Origin of the sequence: Thermosynechococcus sp. (assembly GCF_025999095.1) — a bacterium.
Taxonomy (GTDB): domain Bacteria; phylum Cyanobacteriota; class Cyanobacteriia; order Thermosynechococcales; family Thermosynechococcaceae; genus Thermosynechococcus.
In genome coordinates this window covers 528243-549384 of sequence record NZ_AP024678.1, presented here as the reverse complement: position 1 = coordinate 549384, position 21142 = coordinate 528243, and the positions used below count along the sequence as shown (strand labels likewise).

General features: G+C 53.6%; 21 protein-coding genes and 1 pseudogene. 9 read left to right on the top strand and 13 right to left on the bottom strand.

Translation table 11 applies throughout. From position 1 onward, the window contains the following. Positions 1-93 precede the first annotated feature (93 nt). Positions 94-633 carry a YqeG family HAD IIIA-type phosphatase gene (locus tag Q0W94_RS02760; protein WP_297760784.1) on the top strand — a complete coding sequence of 180 codons (540 nt, stop codon included), beginning with the start codon at positions 94-96 and terminating at the stop codon, positions 631-633. Here the strand turns inward: Q0W94_RS02760 and aroQ are convergent. From aroQ to sufR, 5 genes are all read right to left on the bottom strand, one after another. Next, complete coding sequence (gene aroQ, locus Q0W94_RS02755) at positions 623-1075, bottom strand: type II 3-dehydroquinate dehydratase (protein WP_315863090.1); 453 nt, start codon at positions 1073-1075, stop codon at positions 623-625. The genes Q0W94_RS02760 and aroQ overlap by 11 nt on opposite strands. Positions 1076-1123: 48 nt before the next feature. Next, positions 1124-1252 (bottom strand): hypothetical protein, encoded by a 129-nt coding sequence (locus tag Q0W94_RS02750; protein ID WP_297760782.1) that lies wholly within the window; start codon positions 1250-1252, stop codon positions 1124-1126. A 125-nt stretch (positions 1253-1377) separates the two neighbouring features. Continuing rightward, a complete protein-coding gene (gene psb28 / locus Q0W94_RS02745; RefSeq protein ID WP_297760779.1) occupies positions 1378-1710 on the bottom strand; it encodes a photosystem II reaction center protein Psb28 in 333 nt (110 codons plus the stop codon). Between the two features lie 50 nt (positions 1711-1760). After that, entirely contained in the window at positions 1761-2639 is an 879-nt protein-coding gene (locus Q0W94_RS02740; RefSeq protein ID WP_297760776.1) for an alpha/beta fold hydrolase, read from the bottom strand. Position 2640: 1 nt separating this feature from the next. Continuing rightward, the gene (gene sufR / locus Q0W94_RS02735) at positions 2641-3300 is read right to left on the bottom strand and encodes an iron-sulfur cluster biosynthesis transcriptional regulator SufR (protein ID WP_297760773.1); all 660 of its coding nucleotides are present in this window, start codon (positions 3298-3300) and stop codon (positions 2641-2643) included. A gap of 121 nt (positions 3301-3421) precedes the next feature. Between sufR and sufB the strand changes: the two genes are divergently transcribed. After that, on the top strand, positions 3422-4858 hold the full coding sequence (sufB, locus tag Q0W94_RS02730; protein WP_297760770.1) for a Fe-S cluster assembly protein SufB: 1437 nt from the start codon (positions 3422-3424) through the stop codon (positions 4856-4858). A gap of 85 nt (positions 4859-4943) precedes the next feature. On the opposite strand, the gene Q0W94_RS02725 is transcribed toward sufB, so the two are convergent. Beyond that, positions 4944-5993, bottom strand: coding sequence for a WD40 repeat domain-containing protein (locus Q0W94_RS02725; RefSeq protein WP_297760767.1), 1050 nt, complete (start codon positions 5991-5993; stop codon positions 4944-4946). Positions 5994-6117: 124 nt separating this feature from the next. Between Q0W94_RS02725 and Q0W94_RS02720 the strand changes: the two genes are divergently transcribed. From Q0W94_RS02720 to Q0W94_RS02710, 3 genes are read left to right on the top strand one after another with little or no spacing between them, the layout of a single operon-like run. Then, the gene (locus tag Q0W94_RS02720) at positions 6118-6558 is read left to right on the top strand and encodes a thioesterase family protein (protein ID WP_297760764.1); all 441 of its coding nucleotides are present in this window, start codon (positions 6118-6120) and stop codon (positions 6556-6558) included. 42 nt (positions 6559-6600) lie between these two features. After that, entirely contained in the window at positions 6601-6927 is a 327-nt protein-coding gene (locus tag Q0W94_RS02715) for a 2Fe-2S iron-sulfur cluster-binding protein (RefSeq protein ID WP_297760761.1), read from the top strand. A 4-nt stretch (positions 6928-6931) separates the two neighbouring features. Then, positions 6932-7522 (top strand): CPBP family intramembrane glutamic endopeptidase, encoded by a 591-nt coding sequence (locus tag Q0W94_RS02710; protein ID WP_297760758.1) that lies wholly within the window; start codon positions 6932-6934, stop codon positions 7520-7522. Between the two features lie 2 nt (positions 7523-7524). Here the strand turns inward: Q0W94_RS02710 and Q0W94_RS02705 are convergent, their stop codons facing one another. The 5 genes from Q0W94_RS02705 to Q0W94_RS02685 form a co-directional block, all read right to left on the bottom strand. After that, positions 7525-9138, bottom strand: coding sequence for an HD family phosphohydrolase (locus Q0W94_RS02705; RefSeq protein ID WP_297760755.1), 1614 nt, complete (start codon positions 9136-9138; stop codon positions 7525-7527). Between the two features lie 62 nt (positions 9139-9200). Beyond that, positions 9201-10121: an NAD(+) kinase gene (locus Q0W94_RS02700; protein ID WP_297760752.1), complete on the bottom strand. Its 921-nt coding sequence runs from the start codon at positions 10119-10121 to the stop codon at positions 9201-9203. Between the two features lie 4 nt (positions 10122-10125). Then, positions 10126-11682 carry a circadian clock protein KaiC gene (gene kaiC / locus Q0W94_RS02695; protein WP_297760749.1) on the bottom strand — a complete coding sequence of 519 codons (1557 nt, stop codon included), beginning with the start codon at positions 11680-11682 and terminating at the stop codon, positions 10126-10128. Positions 11683-11757: 75 nt separating this feature from the next. Further along, positions 11758-12084 carry a circadian clock protein KaiB gene (gene kaiB, locus Q0W94_RS02690; RefSeq protein WP_011056333.1) on the bottom strand — a complete coding sequence of 109 codons (327 nt, stop codon included), beginning with the start codon at positions 12082-12084 and terminating at the stop codon, positions 11758-11760. A gap of 5 nt (positions 12085-12089) precedes the next feature. Next, a complete protein-coding gene (locus Q0W94_RS02685; protein WP_297760746.1) occupies positions 12090-12941 on the bottom strand; it encodes a circadian clock protein KaiA in 852 nt (283 codons plus the stop codon). A gap of 216 nt (positions 12942-13157) precedes the next feature. Between Q0W94_RS02685 and Q0W94_RS02680 the strand changes: the two genes are divergently transcribed. Then, positions 13158-15284 carry a histidine kinase dimerization/phospho-acceptor domain-containing protein gene (locus tag Q0W94_RS02680; RefSeq protein ID WP_297760743.1) on the top strand — a complete coding sequence of 709 codons (2127 nt, stop codon included), beginning with the start codon at positions 13158-13160 and terminating at the stop codon, positions 15282-15284. On the opposite strand, the gene hemL is transcribed toward Q0W94_RS02680, so the two are convergent. After that, positions 15275-16510, bottom strand: a complete 1236-nt coding sequence (hemL, locus tag Q0W94_RS02675; protein WP_315863089.1) for a glutamate-1-semialdehyde 2,1-aminomutase — start codon at positions 16508-16510, stop codon at positions 15275-15277. The genes Q0W94_RS02680 and hemL overlap by 10 nt on opposite strands. Before the next feature lie 404 nt (positions 16511-16914). Further along, positions 16915-17169, bottom strand: a pseudogene (locus Q0W94_RS02670) (diguanylate cyclase domain-containing protein); the annotation flags it as partial. A 126-nt stretch (positions 17170-17295) separates the two neighbouring features. Here Q0W94_RS02670 and Q0W94_RS02665 point away from each other — a divergent pair. The 3 genes from Q0W94_RS02665 to alaS all read left to right on the top strand — a co-directional run bounded on the left by Q0W94_RS02665 (position 17296) and on the right by alaS (position 21128). Further along, complete coding sequence (locus Q0W94_RS02665) at positions 17296-17532, top strand: hypothetical protein (protein ID WP_297760737.1); 237 nt, start codon at positions 17296-17298, stop codon at positions 17530-17532. Further along, on the top strand, positions 17478-18329 hold the full coding sequence (locus Q0W94_RS02660) for an A24 family peptidase (RefSeq protein ID WP_399372054.1): 852 nt from the start codon (positions 17478-17480) through the stop codon (positions 18327-18329). Before Q0W94_RS02665 ends, Q0W94_RS02660 begins: the two co-directional genes overlap by 55 nt. Positions 18330-18452: 123 nt before the next feature. Then, entirely contained in the window at positions 18453-21128 is a 2676-nt protein-coding gene (gene alaS / locus Q0W94_RS02655; protein ID WP_297760734.1) for an alanine--tRNA ligase, read from the top strand. Positions 21129-21142: the final 14 nt, after the last annotated feature.

The following is a 21142-nucleotide window of genomic DNA, read 5'->3' as shown; positions in this document are numbered from 1 at the left end:
GAAGTAAGACTAAAGAAGATTTTTGGCGTTCCCACCCTTCCCTAAAATCGTGATAGTCTGTCAAAAGCTTCTTCTTCACTATTTGCATTTTCAATGGCCACTGGGTCTCTGGCAGCCCTGCTGCAACCGGATTTAATTCTTGAAACCACCATTGAACAGTTGCACCCCCGTCTGTTGGCAAAATATCACCTGCGAGGCATGGTGCTGGACGTAGATGATACGCTCCTCCCCGCGCGGGAGGTCGATCTGCCGCCAGAAATTCTGGCGTGGCTCCTGGAGGTCAAGCATCAAATGCCGATCTGGTTAGTGAGCAATAACTTGAACCACCGCCGCATTGAATGTATTGCCCAGCAGGTGGAGTTACCCTTTTTGGCGGGGGCGAGTAAGCCCTCTCGACGTAAGATTCGTCAGGCCGTGCAAGCCATGAATTTACCTTACGCTCAGGTGGCCATGGTGGGCGATCGCCTGTTTACGGATATTCTTGCGGGCAATCGCTTGGGGATGTTCACGATTTTGGTGCAACCCTTTTTCGTCAAGCCCCTTGATGGTAAATCTTGGATACGCAGTGTGGAGTTTTGGCTGGCACGACAGTTGGGAACGCCGCTGGCGATCGCGCCCCCTGCTAAGAATTAGCCTTTTGCTGTAAATAATTCACCAGTGCCCGCAAACCTAAAAGATAACTGTCGGCACCAAAGCCAGCAATTTGACCGATCGCCACCGGGGCAATGTAGGAATGATGGCGAAATGCTTCCCGTTGATGAATGTTACTCAGGTGAACCTCAACGGTTGGTAGGGCAACCGCCGCAATCGCATCCCGCAAAGCAACACTGGTGTGGGTATAGGCCGCAGGGTTAATTAAAATGCCTTGGGCACGTCCCATAGCCCCCTGAATAGCATCTACTAAGACCCCTTCATAATTGGACTGGAGGCATTCAATAGTTACCCCTAGCTCCTGTGCCAAGGCTTCCAAGGATTGGTTGATGCTCGCGAGTGTTACCACCCCATAGATCCCCGGCTCCCGTTGCCCTAACAGGTTCAAGTTGGGGCCATGAAGCACTAGAATATGAAAGGCCAAGCTCAACCTAACCGTTCAAGCGACTCAATTCTGTTTAGGACCGCTGCTTTATTGGCGATCGCGCACCGGAATCGGAATTGGCTCCAGTTCAGGGGTGGGTTCGGCGCCCCCTAGAAGTTGCAGTAGTTTTTTTAACCACGATTTGAGGGTGTCAAGCAGGCTCTCTAGATAATCCATTGATGTCCCTACTGTAATCGCTATAGGATTTGCAGCTGCCTTGCGTCCTGAATAAAGACAAAAAAGGCATTGTACTTTTAAGCTAGCACAATCTTTTTGAATCGGCACCCGCTAATTTCAGACTTCTAAGACTTCTGGAAGCCAAGGCCATGGCTAGCGGCGTAGCGATCCATAAAGCGAATAAAGCGATCCCACTCCTGGGGGCTGCGCATGGTGTAGGTGGCCTCAATGGCAACGGGCTGGCCGTTAATGAACTTAGCATTGACATCCCGGGTCACAATTTCCCCTTCTTCGTCCACCATGTACATCCCCGTGATCTCCAGGTTACCCCCTTGGACGATTTTCGGATTGTCGAAGTAAAAGATGGCCTGACCACTGCTGCCATCCCGTGCCCGGGTCAAACGCACATTGGGAACCACTTCTTCATCAACGCCACGGATAAATTGAATTTCTGCCATTGCATCAACACTTCAAGCAATACTTCTAGGATACCTGTATCGGGGACAGCTCAAACCAACAAATCGCGCCGCAGGCTGTAAATCACCCATTCAGGTTGCTCCAGATGGGGCAAGACCCCTGCTTTGGGGATCACTCGAAACTGTTGCAGGCGATCGCGGGCGGTGGCATAGAGTCGCTCCCCAAGGGAGAGGGGGGTGAGCTTCGCCTTTTCTCCCCAGAGAATTACGGTGGGGATGGTTAACTGGGGTAAATACTGGCTGAGATCAAAGGAGAGATTTCCCTTCAGGGTCGCTAGAGCTGCCCACTCGGCATTAGGACGACAGGCCGCATCCAGGTAGGCTTCAACAGTTTCCGAGCGCAGCCGTTGCGGATCAGCAAAAATAAATTGGGTGAGGAAGCTGCGCACCGCCAAGGGGTTAGCGGCAGCAAGGGTGTAAATGAGGCGATCAAGGATCGGTACACCCAGGAGGGCACTGGCGATCGCCTGTCCTTGATTTTCGCCAAAGTCATTGAACCCACTGGGGCAGACCAGACACAAACGCTCAAAGAGATGCGGTTGCTGGATTGCCAAGCGCACAACAATCCCTGCCGTCAAGGAGGAGGCAACAACGGTAACGGGCGTTCCCAGCATTCGCAGCAGTTCCGCAATCATTAACCAGTAGTCGCTGCTGGTGTAGTCGCGGGCAGGATGATCGGACTCTCCCCAGCCAATGAGATCCGGAGCAATGACGCGATAATCAGGTGCAAAGGCAGGATACACCGGCGACCATTCATAGTGGCTAGAGCCACCCCCCAAACTGTGGAGAAAGACCAGGGGAGGTCGCGATTGCACCGGACCCCAGTAGCGATCGCTGGGGGTGTAATAGACCATACGGCCCATTGCCGTGGTGAGGCTCTGCTGCACAAAGGTGGGTGGACAAAAAGCCATGCTACTTCAAGGGACGGATGAGGTAACCGCAACGATGTTCACCATCCACCAGCCAATGGGTGCGCTCAACAGCACAATCCCCTAGGGCGATCGCAAACATCTCTAACTCATGATGACAGACTGTGGGAAAAGACTGAGCAACGGCGGAAATCGCACAATTGTACTCCGTAAACAAATAGGCACCTTTAGGCTCACTCACGGGGTAAAACTCTGCCATATAGCCTTCCTGTTGCCGCAGTGCCACCAGCCGCGCCAAGCGTTCCGCCAAGGTACCGCTCCCCATTTGCTCGCGATAGGCCAGTGCCTTGCGTTGCCAAGCGGCCTGCAACACATCCTGCATCTGCTCTGGACCCAGGGTTGCTGCTACGGATTCCAAGAGTTCAAGGGCAAACCCCTTGGGATGATTAGACTGTTGGCGCAGTTGCAGTTGCCGCAGTTCTTCCCGTCCCGCCTCGCTAATCGTGTAACGGTATTGGGGACGTCCCACCGTACCCGACAGGACTTCATAGGTCACTAGTTGCTCCGCCTCTAGATCCTTGAGATGCCGGCGCACCGCCTGCGGACTAATGGCCAGTTGAGCCGCCAACTCCTGAGCACTGAGGTGACCGTCCCGGAGAAGGCAGTGTAAGATGTCCTGTTTAGTATCCGATGTGAGCGTCACGCAACGCCCCCTTGACTAAAACAACCGTTTTGTTGCTAAATTAGTCCTATGGATAAAGCAACCACCTTGTTGCTTAATATACTCTAAGTTTTGGCCATTCCTTCACCCAAGAGAACACTCGATGTCAGCAACGGTACAATCCCTCGTCAATCAGCCTTATAAATATGGCTTTGTTACCCCAATTGAGACGGAAACCATTCCCAAGGGTCTCAACGAGGACATTATTCGCCTCATCTCCGCCAAGAAGAACGAACCAGAGTTCATGCTGGAGTTTCGCCTGCGTGCCTATCGCCAATGGCTGAAGATGAGCGAGCCCAGATGGCCACGGGTGAGCTATCCCCCGATCAACTATCAAGACATTGTCTATTACTCAGCTCCGAAACAGAAGGAAAAGCTGAAAAGCTTGGACGAAGTAGATCCTGTCCTGCTGGAAACCTTTGAAAAACTGGGGATTCCCCTTTCAGAACAAAAGCGGCTCACCAATGTGGCCGTAGATGCCATTTTCGATAGTGTGTCAGTAGCCACCACGTTCCGCGAGGAGTTGGCCAAGCAGGGGATCATTTTCTGCTCCATTTCTGAAGCCCTCCAGGAATATCCCGAGTTGGTGCAGAAATACTTAGGCAGTGTTGTTCCCATTGGCGATAACTTCTATGCTGCCTTGAACTCCGCAGTTTTTTCCGATGGCTCCTTCGTCTATGTTCCCAAGAATACCCGCTGTCCAATGGAGCTATCCACCTATTTCCGCATCAATAACGGTGAGTCGGGTCAGTTTGAGCGCACGCTCATCATTGCCGATGAAGGGAGCTATGTGAGCTATCTTGAAGGTTGTACGGCTCCCATGTTTGACACCAATCAACTCCACGCGGCAGTAGTGGAGCTGGTGGCTCTGGACAATGCCGAAATCAAATACTCCACGGTGCAAAACTGGTATGCCGGCGATGAAAATGGCAAAGGGGGCATTTACAACTTTGTGACGAAGCGGGGACTCTGCCTTGGCCGCAATTCCAAGATCTCCTGGACACAGGTAGAGACGGGTTCCGCCATTACTTGGAAATACCCCAGTTGTGTCTTGGTGGGGGATAACGCCGTGGGTGAATTTTACTCCGTTGCCCTCACCAATCATTACCAGCAGGCGGACACGGGCACGAAGATGATCCACATTGGCAAAAATACCCGCAGCACGATTGTCTCCAAGGGCATTTCGGCAGGGCACTCCCAAAATAGCTATCGCGGCCTAGTGAAAATTGGCCCCAAGGCCACAGGGGCACGCAACTACTCCCAATGCGATTCAATGCTCATTGGGGATACCGCCGCCGCCAATACCTTCCCCTATATTCAGGTGCAAAACCCCACTGCCCAGGTGGAGCATGAGGCTTCAACGTCGAAAATTGGCGAGGATCAACTCTTCTACTTTGCCCAGCGGGGCATTTCCGCTGAAGATGCCGTCTCAATGATGATTAGTGGCTTCTGTCGCGATGTCTTTAATCAATTGCCGATGGAATTCGCCGTCGAGGCCGATCGCCTGCTGAGCGTGAAGCTAGAGGGAAGTGTGGGCTAAAAAAATTCAAGCCGTTGTTCTCCGTGGCTAAGATGCTTGGGGGTCTTAGCCGTTTTTTGTTCTGCAGCTGAGGCCTACGAGTTCTCTATGGAGTTTCGGGAAAGAGACGCCACACTTTGATAGTTTTGTCTTCACTGGCGGAGATCAGTTGATCTTGGCCAAAGACAACGCTATAGACGGCGCCGGAGTGCCCCTTGAGGGTGCGTAGGAGTTGACCGGAGAGGGACCAGAGCTTGACGGTTTGATCGCCATGGCCGCTGGCAAGGGTGCTACCCTCAGGACTGACCGCCACACTAAAAACTTGCCCGCCCTCAGTGCCAAACTGCTGCTGAAGTTCTCCTGTGGTCAGGTCCCAGACTTTGATACCGTCTTGGTCACTGCCACTCACCAATTGGCTGCTGTCGGGGGTAAAAGCAAGGCTATTGACATCACTGGTGTGCCCTTCGAGGGTGCGCAGGAGTCGGCGGGAGGGCAAATCCCAAATGCGGATGAGCTTATTCACTCCACCGGTGGCTAAAAAACGCCCATCTCGACTGATGGCAACACTGAGCATGATGCCCCCATTGTCTTCTAGGGTCGTGATTTCCTGACGGCTAGGAACGTCCCACAGTTTGACGGTGTGATCATAGCTGGCGCTGGCAAGGGTGCGGCCATCGGGACTGAGCGCTAGGCCATTGACAAAATCACGGTGACCCTTAAGGGTGGCCTGGAGTTGGCGATCGCCCACACTCCATAGTTTGATGGTTTTGTCTTTGCTGCCGCTAATTACCGTTTGACCATCGGGAGTAATCACAAGGGCATAGATCCAGTCGGTGTGACCGCTGGCTTGACCTAGGGCAGTTCCCGTAGCCAAGTTCCAAAAGTGCAGCCTGCGATCGTCGCCAGCACTGACGAGTAAATTGCCATCGGGACTCAGGGCGATCGCGTTCACTTCATCTTGATGGCCCCGCAACGTCGCAGCAAGCGCAATTTTTTGCCACTTGGCGGTTGTGGTCTGTAGGGGGGAGCCAGCGTTTTGATCGGGAGAGGGCATCCAGTGTTGACTGAGTTGCCAATAGGCCAGTCCTGCGACTAAGCCGCTGATCACCAGCGTGCTTAAAAGAAGTCGAAGATCAGAACTGCCTTTGTTACTCATCGGTTTAGGTATGCGAATGGTTTGCCAAAAAGCTGTACCCTATATTAACAATAAAGGCTGTGGCGTGTTTTTGCGCCTGACTTGTGTTGGACAACCCAATGGGATGGCGATGGAATGGCGATAGATGAATACAACACCCCTGCGCGACTATGAGCGCACGGTTCATTTTGCTGATACCGATGCGGCTGGGGTCGTTTACTTTGCCAATGTGCTGCGGTTTTGTCATGAGGCCTACGAGGATGCCCTTGCCCAGTTGGGGGTAGATCTGCGGCAATTTTTCAGCAACAGTGGCCTGATTGTGCCGATTACGGAGGCGCAGATCCGCTTTTTGAAGCCCCTCTACTGTGGCGATCGCCTGCGGGTGACCATTGACCCCCAAAGACTGGATACTAGCCGTTTTCAACTGATCTATACTCTCTACAATGGGGCAGGCGATCGAGTAGCCATTGCCCAGACGCAACACATTTGCCTGCAGCTGCCCCAACGCCAGCGAGTAGCGATTCCTGATCCGTTGCGGGCATGGGTGAAGTCTGCCCCCGAGGAAGCCAGCGATCGCGAGGATTAGGGGGATAATAGGGAAGATGTTGCGTCATAGCTCACTGCCAGAATGACCCAAACCTTTCGTGTTGAGATCCTGCACCAAGGGCAAACCTACACCTTTGAAGCCAGTGCCGATAAACCCATCCTGCGATCGGCCACCGCTGCGGGAATTGATCTTCCGAGTTCCTGTAATGCTGGAGTCTGTACCACCTGTGCTGCCCAAATTCAGGAGGGTACCGTGGATCACGGGGATGCGATGGGTCTGAGTCCCGAACTGCGGCAAAAAGGCTATGTCCTCCTCTGTGTGGCCCGCCCCTGCTCAAATTTGAAACTGATCTCGGAAAAAGAGGAAGAGGTCTATAACTTGCAATTTGGTCAGTTCCAGAAAGCGTAGGCCTATGGAGGAGTCCCCCCTGCCCGATGAGCCTCTGAGTCGCACACAGGTCTTAGTGGCCATGGCGTTAACGGCCATCCTGTGGCTGATTTTGGCGCGGGTGTGGTTATTTACCCCCTTTTCTGGGGGACTTCTGCCGCTGCGCTGGGATGCCTGGGCAGTGGTTTTAGGGATTGCCCTCTGCCTAGGAATTACCGGCATCAGCGCTATTTTGTATCGCCTCTGGCCTGCCTACCGCCACGCGTCAGATACCTACCTGAAACTTGTGCTTTCACCACTGCTGTGGCCTGATCTGTTTTGGATTGGCATTCTGCCCGGCCTTAGTGAAGAGCTGCTCTTTCGCGGCGTGCTCCTGCCGAGTTTGGGGCTCAACTGGGCAGGGATTATTGGCAGTTCTGTGTGCTTTGGCATCTTGCACGCTGGATCGCGGCAGCAGTGGCCCTATGCCCTGTGGGCAACCATTGTTGGCGGCTTGTTTGCCTATAGTGCCGTGGCCAGGAATGATTTACTCTTAGTGATCGTTGCCCATACCTGTACCAATTGGCTGGCAGCTACGCTCTGGAAAGTCTCGTTTTTGCAATCGTCCGCCGATTAACCCTAGCGCTGGTGCCCCAGCACCCGAAAGACCTCCTGCTGCTCAAAGAGTTCCACTAAATCGGGATTGATCTTAAATTCCTTGGCCTCCTGCCACAAGATCTCGAGGGCCTTCGCCACCGGCAGGCTCTTTTTGTAGGGGCGATCCTTGGCCGTGAGGGCATCGTAGATGTCGGCGATCGCCAGCATCTGGGTTTGCAGCGGAATTTCAGCTGCGCCAATACCCCGTGGGTAGCCACTGCCGTCCAAGCGCTCATGGTGACCATAGGCAATGGTGGGCACATTTTTGAGATGGGGGGTCCAAGGAATGCGGGCAAGAAACTGGTAGGTATAGGTCACGTGGGCTTCGATGATCCGTCGTTCCTGTTGGGTGAGATTGCCACGGCGCACCAAGAGTTGTTCAAGTTCAGTGGCCGTAATGAGGGGATGGAGTTCGCCATCAACACCGCGGTAATAAAACTGGGTCAATTCCCGAAGGCGCTCCAGGGGTTCTTGATCAAGAATTTGCGGTTCATTGGCTTGCTCCAATAACTGCCAGTAGTCTTCTAGGATGAGGAGTTTTTGCTGGAGTTCTTGATCCAGGTGTCGTAGAAAAGCGCAGTGCTGACACCCCTGTTCTGGGGTATGGGGCCGATGGGGATGGGAGAGTAAGTAATTGACTTTGGCTTGAGCGGTTTCCATTTCTAGGGTGCGGCGGACAAGGGCAAAGCGTTGGCGAATGACCGCCAGTTGTTCGGGGTAAATTTTCTTTTGCTTGTTGAGAATCGCCTCCGGCACGCCCACCTTGCCAAAATCGTGGAGCAGGGCAGCATAGCGGATTTCCTGGAGCTGGCGATCGCTAAAGAAAACATCGCGAAAGACTCCCCTAGAGGTGGCACTGGTGATCTCAGCGAGGCGCACCGTCAGAGCCGCCACCCGTTCGGAATGCCCCGCAGTGACTGGATCCCGGGTCTCAATGGCTTGAACCGAAGCGGTGATAAATCCCTCAAAGAGCTGTTCAATACTTTCAAGTAAATGGTTGCGCTCAATAATCACCGCGGCCTGACTGGCCAGGGATCGCACAATGTGTTCTTCCCAAGGGCTATAGGGCTGCGTGAGAGCTACGCTGGTTTCCGGTGTCAGTAGGGTGTCGGGCGATCGCTTGCGGTTAATCAGTTGCAGAACGCCAATCACCTCACCACTGACATTTTGCATCGGCACCACCAGCACCGAACAGGTTCGATAGTGTAGGGCTTCATCAAAGGAACGATTGAACTGGTACATCTCACTCCCCCTGAGGGCATACACATCGGCAATATTCAGCGATTCCCCCGTGAGAGCGACATAGCCCACCAAGCTATCGGCAGTAAGGGGTATTGTATAGTGCTGCACTTGCTCAGGAAGGGTGACGCTATCGTTTTGAGCTGCCTTGAATTCCAGCACCGCCCGTTCGCGCTGCACTAGAAAAATCGTGCCGGCGTCGCTAGCAGTAATTTGGCGACTTTTGGTGAGAATTAGATGCAGCAATTCCTCTAGGGATTGACTGGCAGAGAGGGCAATCCCAATTTCTAACAGCTGATCAACCAGGGCTTGCGCCTCTTGGCCAACAACAGCGCGTTCAAAAGGACTGAGAATCATAACCAGGGTTGAGTGAGGAATGCACCTAAATTATAGAGACCTTCTGCAGGGGCGGTTGTGATCTAATTGCGGTGATTGTTGTGATAGGGAATCCGTGCCCCTGCCCAGGCCAACTTCTCCCGTAGGGTTTGATAAAAGGAGTAGTGATCCCGCAGGATGATAAAGCGAGCTTGACAATCGGCCATTGTCACCTGTACCCGCTGTCCTGGCCAAATGGAGGTAGCCAGTACGCCATCCATCCACAGCTTGGTATTGAGGCTATGATCCTCCAAGGGCCAAATGCTGACCGAGGAGCGCGCAGGTAAGACAATGGGGCGGCTAGAGAGACTCAAAGGGCAAATGGGCGTCACCACAAGGGCTGCCATCCCCGGATGCAAAATGGGGCCATTGGCGGCGACCGTATAGCAGGTGGAGCCGGTAGGGGTGGCCACCAGCAACCCATCCCCTTGGTACTGATCCACAACATCGCCATCAATTTCCATCTCGAGGATGGCGGTGATCATGCGATCAGCAGAGGCCGGCTTAATGCACATTTCATTGAGGGCATAGTAGCGATCGCCCACCGCTTCAGGATGAGCCTTTGACCCCTCAAAAACCTGGGCTTGCAGCATCATCCGCTGTTGCATCGCGTACTCGTCCCGCTCCAGGCGATCCCAAACTGCCTCCATATCGCGAAACAGCTCCAGCGGCTCCGTCAAAAACCCCAAATGCCCCCCCACATTCACTGCTAGAATTGGAACCCCAGCCGCCGCTAGATGCCGTGCCGCTGCTAAGGAGGTGCCATCTCCTCCCAGAACAACGGCCAGATCAATCGGCTCTGTCACTGAGGCCATGAAGACAGGGTAGGGGTTGTCCTTGGGCCCACTCGGCCCCACCAGCACCTTGGCGCCACGCTGTTGCAGCTGACGGGAAGCGCGATCTGCCCATTCCTTGCTCTGGCGATCGCCCGCCTTGTGCACCACAATGACTTGGTTTAACTGCATGGGGCTACTCGTTCTCTAGATTCTGCATCCCCTTGGCAATTCGCGCCAGCTCTGTTTTTTCGTCCACGGAAATGCGGGTGGGGGTACCGCTAATAATCCCCTCAAAGTTGCGGAAGGAATCGCGGATTTCTGCCCCCTTCTCAGTGATCACATACTCCCGAATTCCCTTATCGTGCCAAGAGCCACGCATCTTAAAGACGTTAATTGCCCGTGACATCTCACCGCGGATTTCCACGTACTGCAAAAGCAAAATTGTGTCTGTAATTGTGGAGATATGGGACTCGGTAATCGAGTTCGACCCCATAAACTGATCCGTGGTGTTGGTGAAAAAGCCAGTGATTTCCTCCTGCTTGGCAAATCCAGTAACCCCAATTACAAACTGCCGGAAGGCATTGTTGCTCACCCCCCGCGCCAAGGCAGACAAAGAGTCAATGGCCACCCGGGAGGGCTTAAAGTCCGCAATCTCCGACTTGATAATTTGCAGGTGATCCTCAAGCCCCGCTGACTCTGGATAGGCACAAATAATCCGCAACAAACCACGCCGTTCCAACTCCTCAAAATCAATGCCCCAAGAGGAGGCATTGCGCGACAACTGCGCCCGCGATTCCTCATAGGCAAACAGCAGTGCCCGTTCTCCCTGTTGGCAGCCCGTCTCCAAGAATTTACTGACCAAGAGAGTCTTGCCAGTCCCCGTAGCGCCCGTGGCCAAAATAATCGAATCCTTGAAGAAGCCACCGCCACACATCTCGTCGAGGGTCTTAACCCCCGAAGACACCCGCACATTCGAAGAGCGCTGGGTAAGACGCATTGCTCCCAAGGGGAAGATATTAATGCCATTGTTGATGGTAAAGGGATATTCCCCCTTCATGTGGGTGGTGCCCCGCAGCTTGAGAATTTCGACCGTGCGCCGCCGCCTTTCTCCCTCAAGAACATTACGCAAAATCACCACATTATCGGAGACAAACTCCTCAACCCCAAAACGCGCCACAGGGCCGTATTCATCTACCCGCTCGGTGGTCATAATCGTGGTCACGCCCAGTTGCTTGAGGCGAAAAGCCAGGCGAAAAATTTCCCGCCGCACCACCGAGGCCGCATCGTATTGCTGGAAAACCGCTGTTACCGAATCAATGGAGACCCGGGTTGCTTTGTATTTGCGAATGGCATACTGAATGCGCTCAATCAGCGCAGATAAGTCAAAGTCACCGGCCACCTCTTGGCCATCGGGATCCGGAGAAGCATCCAGGATAAATAGCTTGCCTTGGTCAATCAGACTTTGCAGGTTCCAGCCAAAACTGAGGGCGTTTTTAATAATATCTTGGGGGGATTCTTCAAATGTAACAAATATACCTGGCTCATTAAAAATCGTAATGCCATTGTAGAGAAACTGAACTGCAAAAAGGGTCTTCCCTGTGCCTGAAGTGCCGCTGACTAAGGTGGTGCGTCCTTGGGGAAGTCCCCCATGGCTGATATCGTCAAAGCCCTCAATCATCGTCGGGATTTTCTTGACTTCCGCAGAGGACTGCTCCGTTGGACTGGACTGATGTTCAGGTAGGTTTGTCATAGAAGATTTTTAGATTCGGTATTGCGTAAAAATTCCAAAAAGCTATTCTAAACTGAGAGTCTCTAAAGACTGTGCCTATTCCAAGCCTAAGTCATCCTCGGCTTGGTCACCAATCTCTTCATACAAGAGATCTAAGCCAATGAGCACCTTCTCACGATTCGACAAGTCCCCAATAATGCGGCGGACAGGTGGCGGTAGGACTTTGGCAAGGGTAGGCGTGGCCAAAATTTTATCTTCCTCAGCCAGTTGCGGATTTTTGAGGACATCGATTACCTTGAGTGCATAGACTCCCTTAAATTCTTTTTCAAGAATGTTATTGAGAGTTTTTAGGGCACGCACCGAGTTGGGGGTGTTACCCGCAACGTATAGCTTGAGAACATAGGTTTTCCGCAAGGGGGCCATCGGCATTACACCTCCCGCGGAATCGAACGACGATACATCTCGCACAGATGGGCGATAACATCAATGAGGGTCAGGCGATAGTCGAGCAAAATGTCCTCACTGCGGCCTTCGAGTTTGAGTTGCTTTGCAAAGTTATCCATGAGTTCGACGTGAATCTCTAGCACTTGGGAAACAGAAATATCTGCGAAGAATGCTTTACTAACAAATTCGTCAATGCGCTCATTAACTTTGGCATCGGTGTTAAAGTATTCAAGGACAATGGTACGATAAATTGAACGCAGTTCGTCCAGCAGTTTGCGTTTATCGGCAGGGGACATCCGTCGGAAAAAAAATGCTGTATCTCGTTTGTAATACACCCCCAGGTAGCCGAGTCGTTCCTTCAATTTTTGGGAAAGACGATGCTGGGGGTCAATATTACTGCTCTCTTTGAGGGCTGGCATGCGAAACAGGACATGGGGCGGCACTGCACATCCCGGACAGAGCTTGACAAATCCCGCGATAGCTTCCTCAATTTGCCGGTTGAGCTGCTCCAGCTGATCGGTTGTCAAAATCACTTCGGCAATGTGATAGTAGGGACCAGCAGGTGGGGGACCTGGCGCGGCTGGAAAAATGAGGATGGCGGGCAACAGGGTGGCACTGTGGTGAAGATAGGTAATGATTTGCGGAGTCCCCTCTCCCCATTCTAAAATTAAACAAGCGACGCTATTGCGCCGTGCCTCTAAATAGTTACAAAACTCCCTCTCGCTTGCAAAGTAAACCAGCTCATCAATATCAGAGGTGTGCAAACGAACTAGTTCTTGGCCAATAGCGGGCGAGTAAACTAAGCCACAAATTGTTAGTGCGGTTGACTGCGCCACGTGCTTTCAGAACTGAAGTTTGCATCTGATAGCATCCTATCACTTTCCCGCAGGTGGTGGCAGTGTCTTCTGGAGGCCTGTTGCCATTTCATTACAAGCTTGAGCTCGCCAGCCCTGCTCGCAAGTACAAAACACACTCAACAATGGAAAAACCAGTGGAAAAGGGCATCCTATCTCCTTATTTGATGTACCCCAGTTCAGAAGAGGGCTGTATCCATGAATTCCCTCTCCCTAGCTAGCTTTACTGAACCGGCAATGACGGTGGGGGCCGGTCTGTCTCTCAAGGAGGTGTATCAGCGTTGGCAAGAAACCCTCCCAGAAGCGATCGTCATTGTGGATGAGGGGCAAAAACCGGTGGGGGTGGTGCAGGGCTGGCGGTTGGCTTTGAGTTTGGAGCGGGAAGGGATGTTAGCCGACTTCGCGGTCGGCAGTGTGACGGCTCCTTGGCGATCGCCCGTGGTGGAGGTACCGGCAGCGTGGACGCTATTGCAGTTTCAGGGATGGCTGCGCACTCAAGCCCAGATGCCCTCCTATATTGCGGTTGTGGATGCCCAGGAGTGCTTTGTGGGACTGCTGGATCAGCAACGCTTGCTCTATCACTGGGCCTGCCAGCCCCCTTTGCCTTGGCTGGAAGTGATTGAACAATTGCCTTTGCCGGTGCAAATTCAAAGCGCCCAAGGGAGAGTCATTTGGCAAAATCATGCTTGGTCAGAATACTTAACGGACTTTTTGCCACTGGCACAGACTAAATTTGAGGGCATGAGTTGTCAGGCGCTAGAGGGGCGATCGCTCTGGCAGGTGTGCTCATTTCCCTTGAATTTAATGTCGTTGGACTGGGAGAAAGCCCAGAGCAGTGTAGCGATCGCTAGCGATCGCTATTGGTTATTTTTTGCCCAACAGCGCCAAGAGGCTGAACCAACGACCCCCAGCCGCTTGCAGCAACTCCGACTCCATCAGCAAAAGCGCCTCCTCCTGAGCTTGGGACATGAACTCAAAAATCCCCTAACGGCAATCCTCGGCCTTACCCAACTCCTGGGGCAACACCCCCTACCAGAGCAACAGGACTACCTTGCCCTAATCCAGCGTAGCGGTTGGCAAATGAATCGCCTTATTCAGGCATGGCAGGACTACACCCGTGCCCTCTGGCGAGAGTTGGAATTGCAATGGGAAACTGTAGAACTGGCGGATTTGTGGTTGCGATCGCAGGAGTTGGCGGAGCATCTTTACAATCTGAGCCCGCCGAGTTGCCACTGGCAAATTGATCAGCCCTTGAGTCATGTGTACCTCTGGGGCGATGCTTTGCGGCTACGGCAGATTTTTGGCCATCTCCTAGGGTGGCTGATGCTCTTTCCCAGCGATCGCTATGGACTGCGCTTGAGTCGCTGGCAAAATTGGCTGGCGCTGCAACTGTGGGAAGAGGGACATGGTATTCCTCTTCAGGATCACGATCGCCTGCTCCACGAATGCCTTGAGGACTACGCCGAAGTAACGATGGGGCTGATGCTAGCCCACCAACTCTGTCGTCTCCACAATGGTGAGCTTTCCTTTATCGCCCAAGCTGATAGCTGGAGTGAGTGGACAGTGCTGCTGCCCTTTAGGGAGGGACTGCCCCCTGAATTGCCCACTACAGCTCAATTGATCCTTTTAATCAGTAATGATGCCACCTGGATCATGAACACCACTGCGGCATTGCGAGGTAGCCATTACGGATATATGGTTGCTCGCCATCCCCTTGAAGCGCTGGATAAGCTGGAGCAACTGCAACCCACAGCAATTGTCGTCCGCCCCGCCAGTAGTCTCATTTTGGCTGATGTGGTTGAAAGTCTTGCCACCAGTCCCTTCACTGCCACTGTCCCGTTGATCATCCTCTCCGACGAAGCCACTCCCTTGGGCTTGACTGGTTTTGTGCAACGGCTGCCCTTGAGTAGTCATCCCAGTCTGCTCATCGATGTCCTCGATCGCTGGTGTTTTCCACGACTGACTTCTCCGGCGGAAAAACCGACCTTTGAGCATCCCCCCCTGAATCAGACGGTCCTTCGCCTCGGTTTACTCCATGAAATTAACCTGCCCCACCTGCGGCTTCTCGAAGCGGAAGACCTCGAACAGGCCAATCTCTTGGTGGATATTTGGCAGCCTGACGTTCTGATTTGGGATTTGCCCGCTGAGGAAGTCCCCCAGCTGGAGAATCACCCCAAACTACGAAAACTCCCCGTGATTACCTTGGCAGAAGATAGCAGCCGAGCCATTCATCAATTGGGAGATGTCATGGTCTTTCCCTGCCTCAACCTTGAGGACTTAATGGATGTGGTGCTCCTTGCCGCAACGGTCAAGGCTCAAAGCTGACTCAGCACTGTCCGCGCCGCGGCAATGGTGCGCTCAATGTCCGCCTCCGTATGGGCAAGGGAGGTAAAGCCCGCTTCAAACTGGGATGGCGCAAGGTAAATCCCCTGCTCCAGCATGCCGCGATGGAAGGCGGCAAACTTTTTCAAATCGGACTGCTTGGCTTGCTCATAGTTGGTCACCGGACCAGCGGTGAAAAAGAGACCAAACATGCCACTGATGTGCCCACCACACACCTCGTGGCCAAACTCCCGTGCAGCGTCTAAAAGTCCCTGTACCAGCTTGCCGGTGATCCGATCCAAGTGCTCATAGCTGCCGGGGCGGCTGAGAATTTCCAGGGTTTTAATGCCCGCTGTCATTGCCAAGGGATTGCCAGAGAGGGTACCCGCTTGATACACAGGCCCCGCCGGCGCCACCATCTTCATAATGTCGGCGCGACCGCCATAGGCACCGACGGGCAGACCACCGCCAATCACTTTTCCGAGGGTAGTTAGATCCGGTGTGACACCAAATTTTTCTTGGGCACCGCCATAGGCAATGCGAAAGCCCGTCATCACTTCGTCAAAGACCAAGAGGGCACCATATTGTTTCGTCAGTTCCCGCAGTCCTTCGAGAAAGCCCGCATCGGGGGGAATAAAGCCAGCATTGCCAACCACGGGTTCAAGGATCACCCCCGCAATGTCATCGGGATATTGTTCAAAGAGGCGACTGACCGCTTCGAGATCGTTGTAGGGCGCCGTTAATGTGGCGGCGGTGGTTGCTTTCGGCACGCCGGGAGAATCGGGTAAACCCAAGGTGGCGACGCCCGACCCCGCCTTGACCAAGAACATATCAGCATGGCCGTGGTAGCAGCCTTCAAATTTGATCACTTTTTCCCGCTGGGTATAGGCACGCATTAGCCGCAGCACGGCCATACAGGCTTCGGTTCCGGAATTGACAAAGCGCACCATCTCGACGCTAGGGACAGCGGCAATCACCATTTCCGCCAAGATATTCTCAAGCACGCAGGGGGCACCAAAGCTAGTTCCCTTTTCGAGGGCGGCATGGAGGGCGTCAATGACTTCAGGATGGGCATGGCCAACGATCGCGGGTCCCCAAGACCCCACATAGTCAATGTATTGATTGCCATCCACATCCCAAATGTGGGCACCCTTGACGTGATCAAAGACAATGGGCTGTCCACCAACGGACTTGAAGGCACGCACGGGTGAACTGACGCCACCGGGCATGAGTTTTTGGGCAGCAGCAAAAATTTCTTGGGATTTTGTGGTTTGAAAAACAGTCGTGGTCAACGTCAACTCCCTCAAGCATTGGCGTGCTCACAGTATTATAGGCAATTCTTCTGCTCCTTAACCCTCCAAGGGCACATGTTGCAATTCTTTACGGTCTTGGCGGTTGATTTATGACCTTTAAAAGAATCACACTGGACTTTTGGCCACCGCACAGCTACCTCTGCAGGAGGTCTATTGTTGTCCACGCCACTTCTGCCAACCTTCTCGATCTTCTCCCACTGAATTACCCCTCTACCGTAGCAACGGCGTCATTCATGCCCAGACATTGCTGCAACCAGGGGAGGGTATTTGACCTCAACGCAAGCCCGGGCAAGTCATGCTCCCCCTAAGGGAATCCTTGCTCAATCGCGCCCGCCCCGCCCGGCTAGATAGAGCTGCTGCTCGGTGAGGGCGATGAATCCATTCACCAGTTGGCCAACTTGAGGCAGCAAGCCGACAATGCCCATACCTCGAGTGACGCGATCGCTCACTGGCGAGGCAATGTGGGGAATTGCCAAGGCATGGAGAAGCCGTTGGATGCGTTTGGCTACGTGCAGACTGCCCCTGAGATTCGTATTGGGCAAAATCAAGGCAACTTCTTCGCGGCCATAGCGTGGGCCAAAATCGGTGACAGGGGTTCAGGTCTGCTTTTGCATAGGCGGAGCACTTGGTGAGAACTAAATCGTTGACTCAAAACCAAACATCACCGTTTCTCATTGTTCGATTGCCGAGGAGTGGGGCAGATGCCAGCTTTGCAAACCATGGAAACCCTTGATACCCCCCTATTAGCCGCTGCTCAATCCATCTATAATCTCTACCAGCAGGTTCATGGGGCAAAAACGGTGCCGGCAGGTGTCGCTATTAATCGGCAAACCCTACGGGGGTATGTGCTGTTTACTAGCCAGCCAGTGCTGCTGCCCCAGGAATGCTTTATTCCCTACGATCATCTGCCGGAAGTAACACGCCTATCAATGCACTAACTTTTTTGACCGTTGCCAGCTACTGCCTTGTCTTTGGCCTTGGGGCAGCGGTGGGGAGCTTTCTCAATGTTGTGATCTACCGTGTGCCAAGGGGGCGATCGCTCCTCTATCCACCGTCTCGCTGCCCGATCTGTTTGACAACGCTCAAGCCCTGGGACAATATCCCGATTTTGGGCTGGCTATTCCTGCGGGGGCAATGTCGCTATTGCCATGCGCCGATTGCTTGGCGGTATCCTGCGATTGAGCTGTTGACGGCACTGCTTTATGTCCTGATTGTGGCTGTCAGTGGTTGGCAGGAGCAAACGCTGGTGCTGTGGCTGCTGAGTGCATGGCTGTTGGCCTTGGCCTTGATTGATCTTGAGACGATGACGCTGCCCCATCCCCTGACGAAGTGGGGGTTGATCACTGGGTTGGTGGTGAGAGGGTTAACAACGGGTCTAGGGGGCCTTACAGAGGGGATCATTGCCGCAGTGATTGGCATTTGGCTCTTTGATCTCATTCGCTGGGGGGGAGCGATCGCCCTGAATCAAGAGGTAATGGGCGGCGGAGACGGTAAACTAGCAGCGATGATCGGCGCTTGGCTGGGTTGGCAGGGGCTGCTTGTTACGTTTTTTTTGGCCTCTGCCCTCGGTGGCCTCATGGGGGGATTCGGTATTGCCCTGGGTTGGATTCAGCGCCGCCAGCCCATTCCCTTTGGCCCTTTTCTAGCAGTGGCGGCCATCTTTAGCGGTCTCTTTGGCCGCCAATTGATTCATCTTTACCTGGAAACCTTTTTACGCGGCGTGTTTGTTCCCTAAGCGAATGCCATGGATGTAGAGACTTCAACTTGGCGATCGCCCATGGATTTCACATCCAAGACAATCCAGTATGATGGAATAGTATTTTTGCCGTTTACTACGCTCCGTTGAGACTTTGCTCCAATGACCTCCTCCCCCTCTGCGTCGGCGATCACTGCTCTCACCGGTGATCAAATTCGCCAGAAATTCCTCGATTTCTATGCCGCCAAAGGACACACCATCTTACCCAGTGCGTCCCTGATTCCTGACGATCCAACGGTGCTGCTGACGATCGCCGGCATGCTTCCCTTCAAGCCGATTTTCCTCGGTCAAGAAGCGCCGAAGGTGCCCCGCGCCACCACCGCTCAAAAATGTCTGCGCACCAATGACATTGAAAATGTGGGTCGCACCGCTCGCCACCACACGTTCTTTGAAATGCTAGGCAACTTTAGCTTTGGTGACTACTTCAAGGCAGAGGCCATTGCTTGGGCATGGGAGCTGATGACCACGGTTTATGGTTTACCCCCGGAACGGCTCTGGGTGAGCGTCTTTGAAAATGACGATGAGGCCTATGACATTTGGCATCGCCACGTGGGCTTACCCAAGGAGCGCATCCAGCGCATGGGCGAGGAGAGCAACTTTTGGACAGCGGGGCCGACGGGTCCCTGTGGCCCTTGTTCTGAGATTTACTACGACTTCTATCCAGAAAAGGGGCTAGCGAACGTTAATCTCGATGACGATGGCCGCTTCATCGAACTCTACAACTTAGTGTTCATGGAGTTGAACCAAGACGACCAAGGTCGCCGTACCCCCCTCAAAGCGAAAAACATTGATACCGGTATGGGCTTGGAGCGGATGGCGCAGGTGCTCCAAGGGGTACCCAACAACTACGAAACGGACTTAATTTTCCCAATTATTGAGACAGCGGCGCAGCGAGCCGGGATTCAGTACCACAAAGCCAATACCAGCACCCAAACTTCCCTCAAAGTCATTGGCGATCACACCCGTGCGGTGGTTCATCTCATTGCCGATGGTGTCACTGCCAGTAATGTGGGGCGTGGCTATGTCCTGCGGCGGTTGATTCGGCGGATTGTGCGCCATAGTCGGCTGTTGGGGATCAATGGGCTGGTAACCCCTGATCTGGCTCAAGTGGCGATTGATCTGGCTGCCACTGTCTATCCCAATGTCCGCGAGCGGCAGGCAGTCATTCTCAGCGAGCTCCAGCGGGAGGAGGAACAGTTTCTCAAAACCTTGGATCGGGGTGAGAAGCTCTTGGCGCAGATGCTGTCTCCCCTGAAGAAGGCTAAGGGCAAAAAACGCAGTCAACCGCAACTGGCAGGGCGGGATGCCTTTGTTCTTTTTGATACCTATGGCTTCCCATTGGAGTTGACCCAAGAGATTGCCGCAGAGCAAGGTATTGGTGTGGATGTGGCTGAGTTTGAAGCCTGTATGGCGGAGCAGCGACAACGTTCCCAAGCAGCCCACGAAACTATTGATATTACCGTTCAGGAGGGAATTGATTCCCTGGCGGATCAACTGCATCCTACGCAGTTTCGGGGCTATGACGAGTTTAGTTTGACGACGACAGTAACAGCGGTTTTGGTGGCGGGTCATCCGGCACCAACGGCAACGGCAGGAACGGCAGTGCAGGTGATCCTTGAGGAAACCCCTTTTTATGCCGAATCGGGGGGTCAAATTGGCGATCGCGGGTACTTGGCCAGCAGTGATGCCCTGGTGCAAATCCACGATGTGCAAAAGCAAAAGGAATTGTTTGTTCACTACGGCAAAGTGGAGCGCGGCAGCCTAAAGGTGGGCGATCGCGTGACTGCACAAATTAATCTCAGTTGTCGGCGGCGGGTACAGGCGCACCACACAGCAACGCACCTCTTGCAGGCGGCCTTGAAAAAGCTGATTGACGAGAACATTTCCCAAGCAGGGTCACTGGTGGCCTTTGATCGGCTGCGCTTTGACTTTAATTGTCCCCGTGCCCTGACCCGGGAGGAACTGCAACAGATTGAAGATCAAATTAACGCCTGGATCAGTGAAAGCCACACCACCCACACTTATATCATGGCCCTCAAGGAAGCCAAGGCCAGGGGGGCGATCGCCATGTTTGGCGAAAAATATGGTGAGCAGGTGCGAGTTCTCGATATTCCCGGTGTCTCTATGGAACTCTGTGGTGGCACCCATGTCCACAACACCGCTGAAATTGGCCTCTTTAAGATTGTGAGTGAAAGTGGGGTGGCCGCTGGAATTCGTCGCATTGAAGCCATTGCTGGCCCGGCGGTGCGTGACTATTTGCAACAGCGCGATAGCATTGTCCGCGAGCTGTGCGATCGCTTCAAAGCTAAACCGGAAGAGGTTCTCGATCGCATTAGCCAACTACAAGCAGATCTCAAAGCCCAGCAAAAGGCACTGGAACATCTCAAAGCGGAACTGACCCTCGCTAAGACCCAAGCCCTCTTGGAGCAGGCTGAAGCCGTCGGCAATACCCACCTTCTCATTGCCTCGCTGGCGGGCGTGGATCCCCAAGGGCTAAAAACCGCCGCCGAGTGGCTCCTAAATAAATTGGGTAGTGGAACTGTGGTGTTGGCCACTCAACCTGCTGCTGACAAAGTGAACCTCTTAGTAGCTGCCAGTCAGGATGTTGTGCAGCGGGGTGTGCATGCCGGTCAACTAATCGCAGAACTTGCCCAAGTCTGTGGCGGGCGCGGTGGGGGGCGTCCCAACTTTGCCCAAGCGGGGGGATCTCAACCGGAAAAATTGGCCGAGGCGCTGGCATTGGCGCACTCTCGCCTGAAAGGGATTCTCGAATCCTGATATATTGACCTTCT

Excerpts from the sequence above, each read along its gene's own strand:
- Q0W94_RS02760 (WP_297760784.1), top strand. The coding sequence starts at position 94 with ATGGCCACTGGGTCTCTGGCAGCCCTGCTGCAACCGGATTTAATTCTT.
- Q0W94_RS02750 (WP_297760782.1), bottom strand. The coding sequence starts at position 1,252 with ATGGATTATCTAGAGAGCCTGCTTGACACCCTCAAATCGTGGTTAAAA.
- psb28 (WP_297760779.1), bottom strand. The coding sequence starts at position 1,710 with ATGGCAGAAATTCAATTTATCCGTGGCGTTGATGAAGAAGTGGTTCCC.
- Q0W94_RS02740 (WP_297760776.1), bottom strand. The coding sequence starts at position 2,639 with ATGGCTTTTTGTCCACCCACCTTTGTGCAGCAGAGCCTCACCACGGCA.
- sufB (WP_297760770.1), top strand. The coding sequence starts at position 3,422 with ATGTCAGCAACGGTACAATCCCTCGTCAATCAGCCTTATAAATATGGC.
- Q0W94_RS02725 (WP_297760767.1), bottom strand. The coding sequence starts at position 5,993 with ATGAGTAACAAAGGCAGTTCTGATCTTCGACTTCTTTTAAGCACGCTG.
- Q0W94_RS02720 (WP_297760764.1), top strand. The coding sequence starts at position 6,118 with ATGAATACAACACCCCTGCGCGACTATGAGCGCACGGTTCATTTTGCT.
- Q0W94_RS02715 (WP_297760761.1), top strand. The coding sequence starts at position 6,601 with ATGACCCAAACCTTTCGTGTTGAGATCCTGCACCAAGGGCAAACCTAC.
- Q0W94_RS02710 (WP_297760758.1), top strand. The coding sequence starts at position 6,932 with ATGGAGGAGTCCCCCCTGCCCGATGAGCCTCTGAGTCGCACACAGGTC.
- Q0W94_RS02705 (WP_297760755.1), bottom strand. The coding sequence starts at position 9,138 with ATGATTCTCAGTCCTTTTGAACGCGCTGTTGTTGGCCAAGAGGCGCAA.
- Q0W94_RS02700 (WP_297760752.1), bottom strand. The coding sequence starts at position 10,121 with ATGCAGTTAAACCAAGTCATTGTGGTGCACAAGGCGGGCGATCGCCAG.
- kaiC (WP_297760749.1), bottom strand. The coding sequence starts at position 11,682 with ATGACAAACCTACCTGAACATCAGTCCAGTCCAACGGAGCAGTCCTCT.
- kaiB (WP_011056333.1), bottom strand. The coding sequence starts at position 12,084 with ATGGCCCCCTTGCGGAAAACCTATGTTCTCAAGCTATACGTTGCGGGT.
- Q0W94_RS02680 (WP_297760743.1), top strand. The coding sequence starts at position 13,158 with ATGAATTCCCTCTCCCTAGCTAGCTTTACTGAACCGGCAATGACGGTG.
- hemL (WP_315863089.1), bottom strand. The coding sequence starts at position 16,510 with ATGCCCGGTGGCGTCAGTTCACCCGTGCGTGCCTTCAAGTCCGTTGGT.
- Q0W94_RS02665 (WP_297760737.1), top strand. The coding sequence starts at position 17,296 with ATGCCAGCTTTGCAAACCATGGAAACCCTTGATACCCCCCTATTAGCC.
- Q0W94_RS02660 (WP_399372054.1), top strand. The coding sequence starts at position 17,478 with ATGCTTTATTCCCTACGATCATCTGCCGGAAGTAACACGCCTATCAAT.
- alaS (WP_297760734.1), top strand. The coding sequence starts at position 18,453 with ATGACCTCCTCCCCCTCTGCGTCGGCGATCACTGCTCTCACCGGTGAT.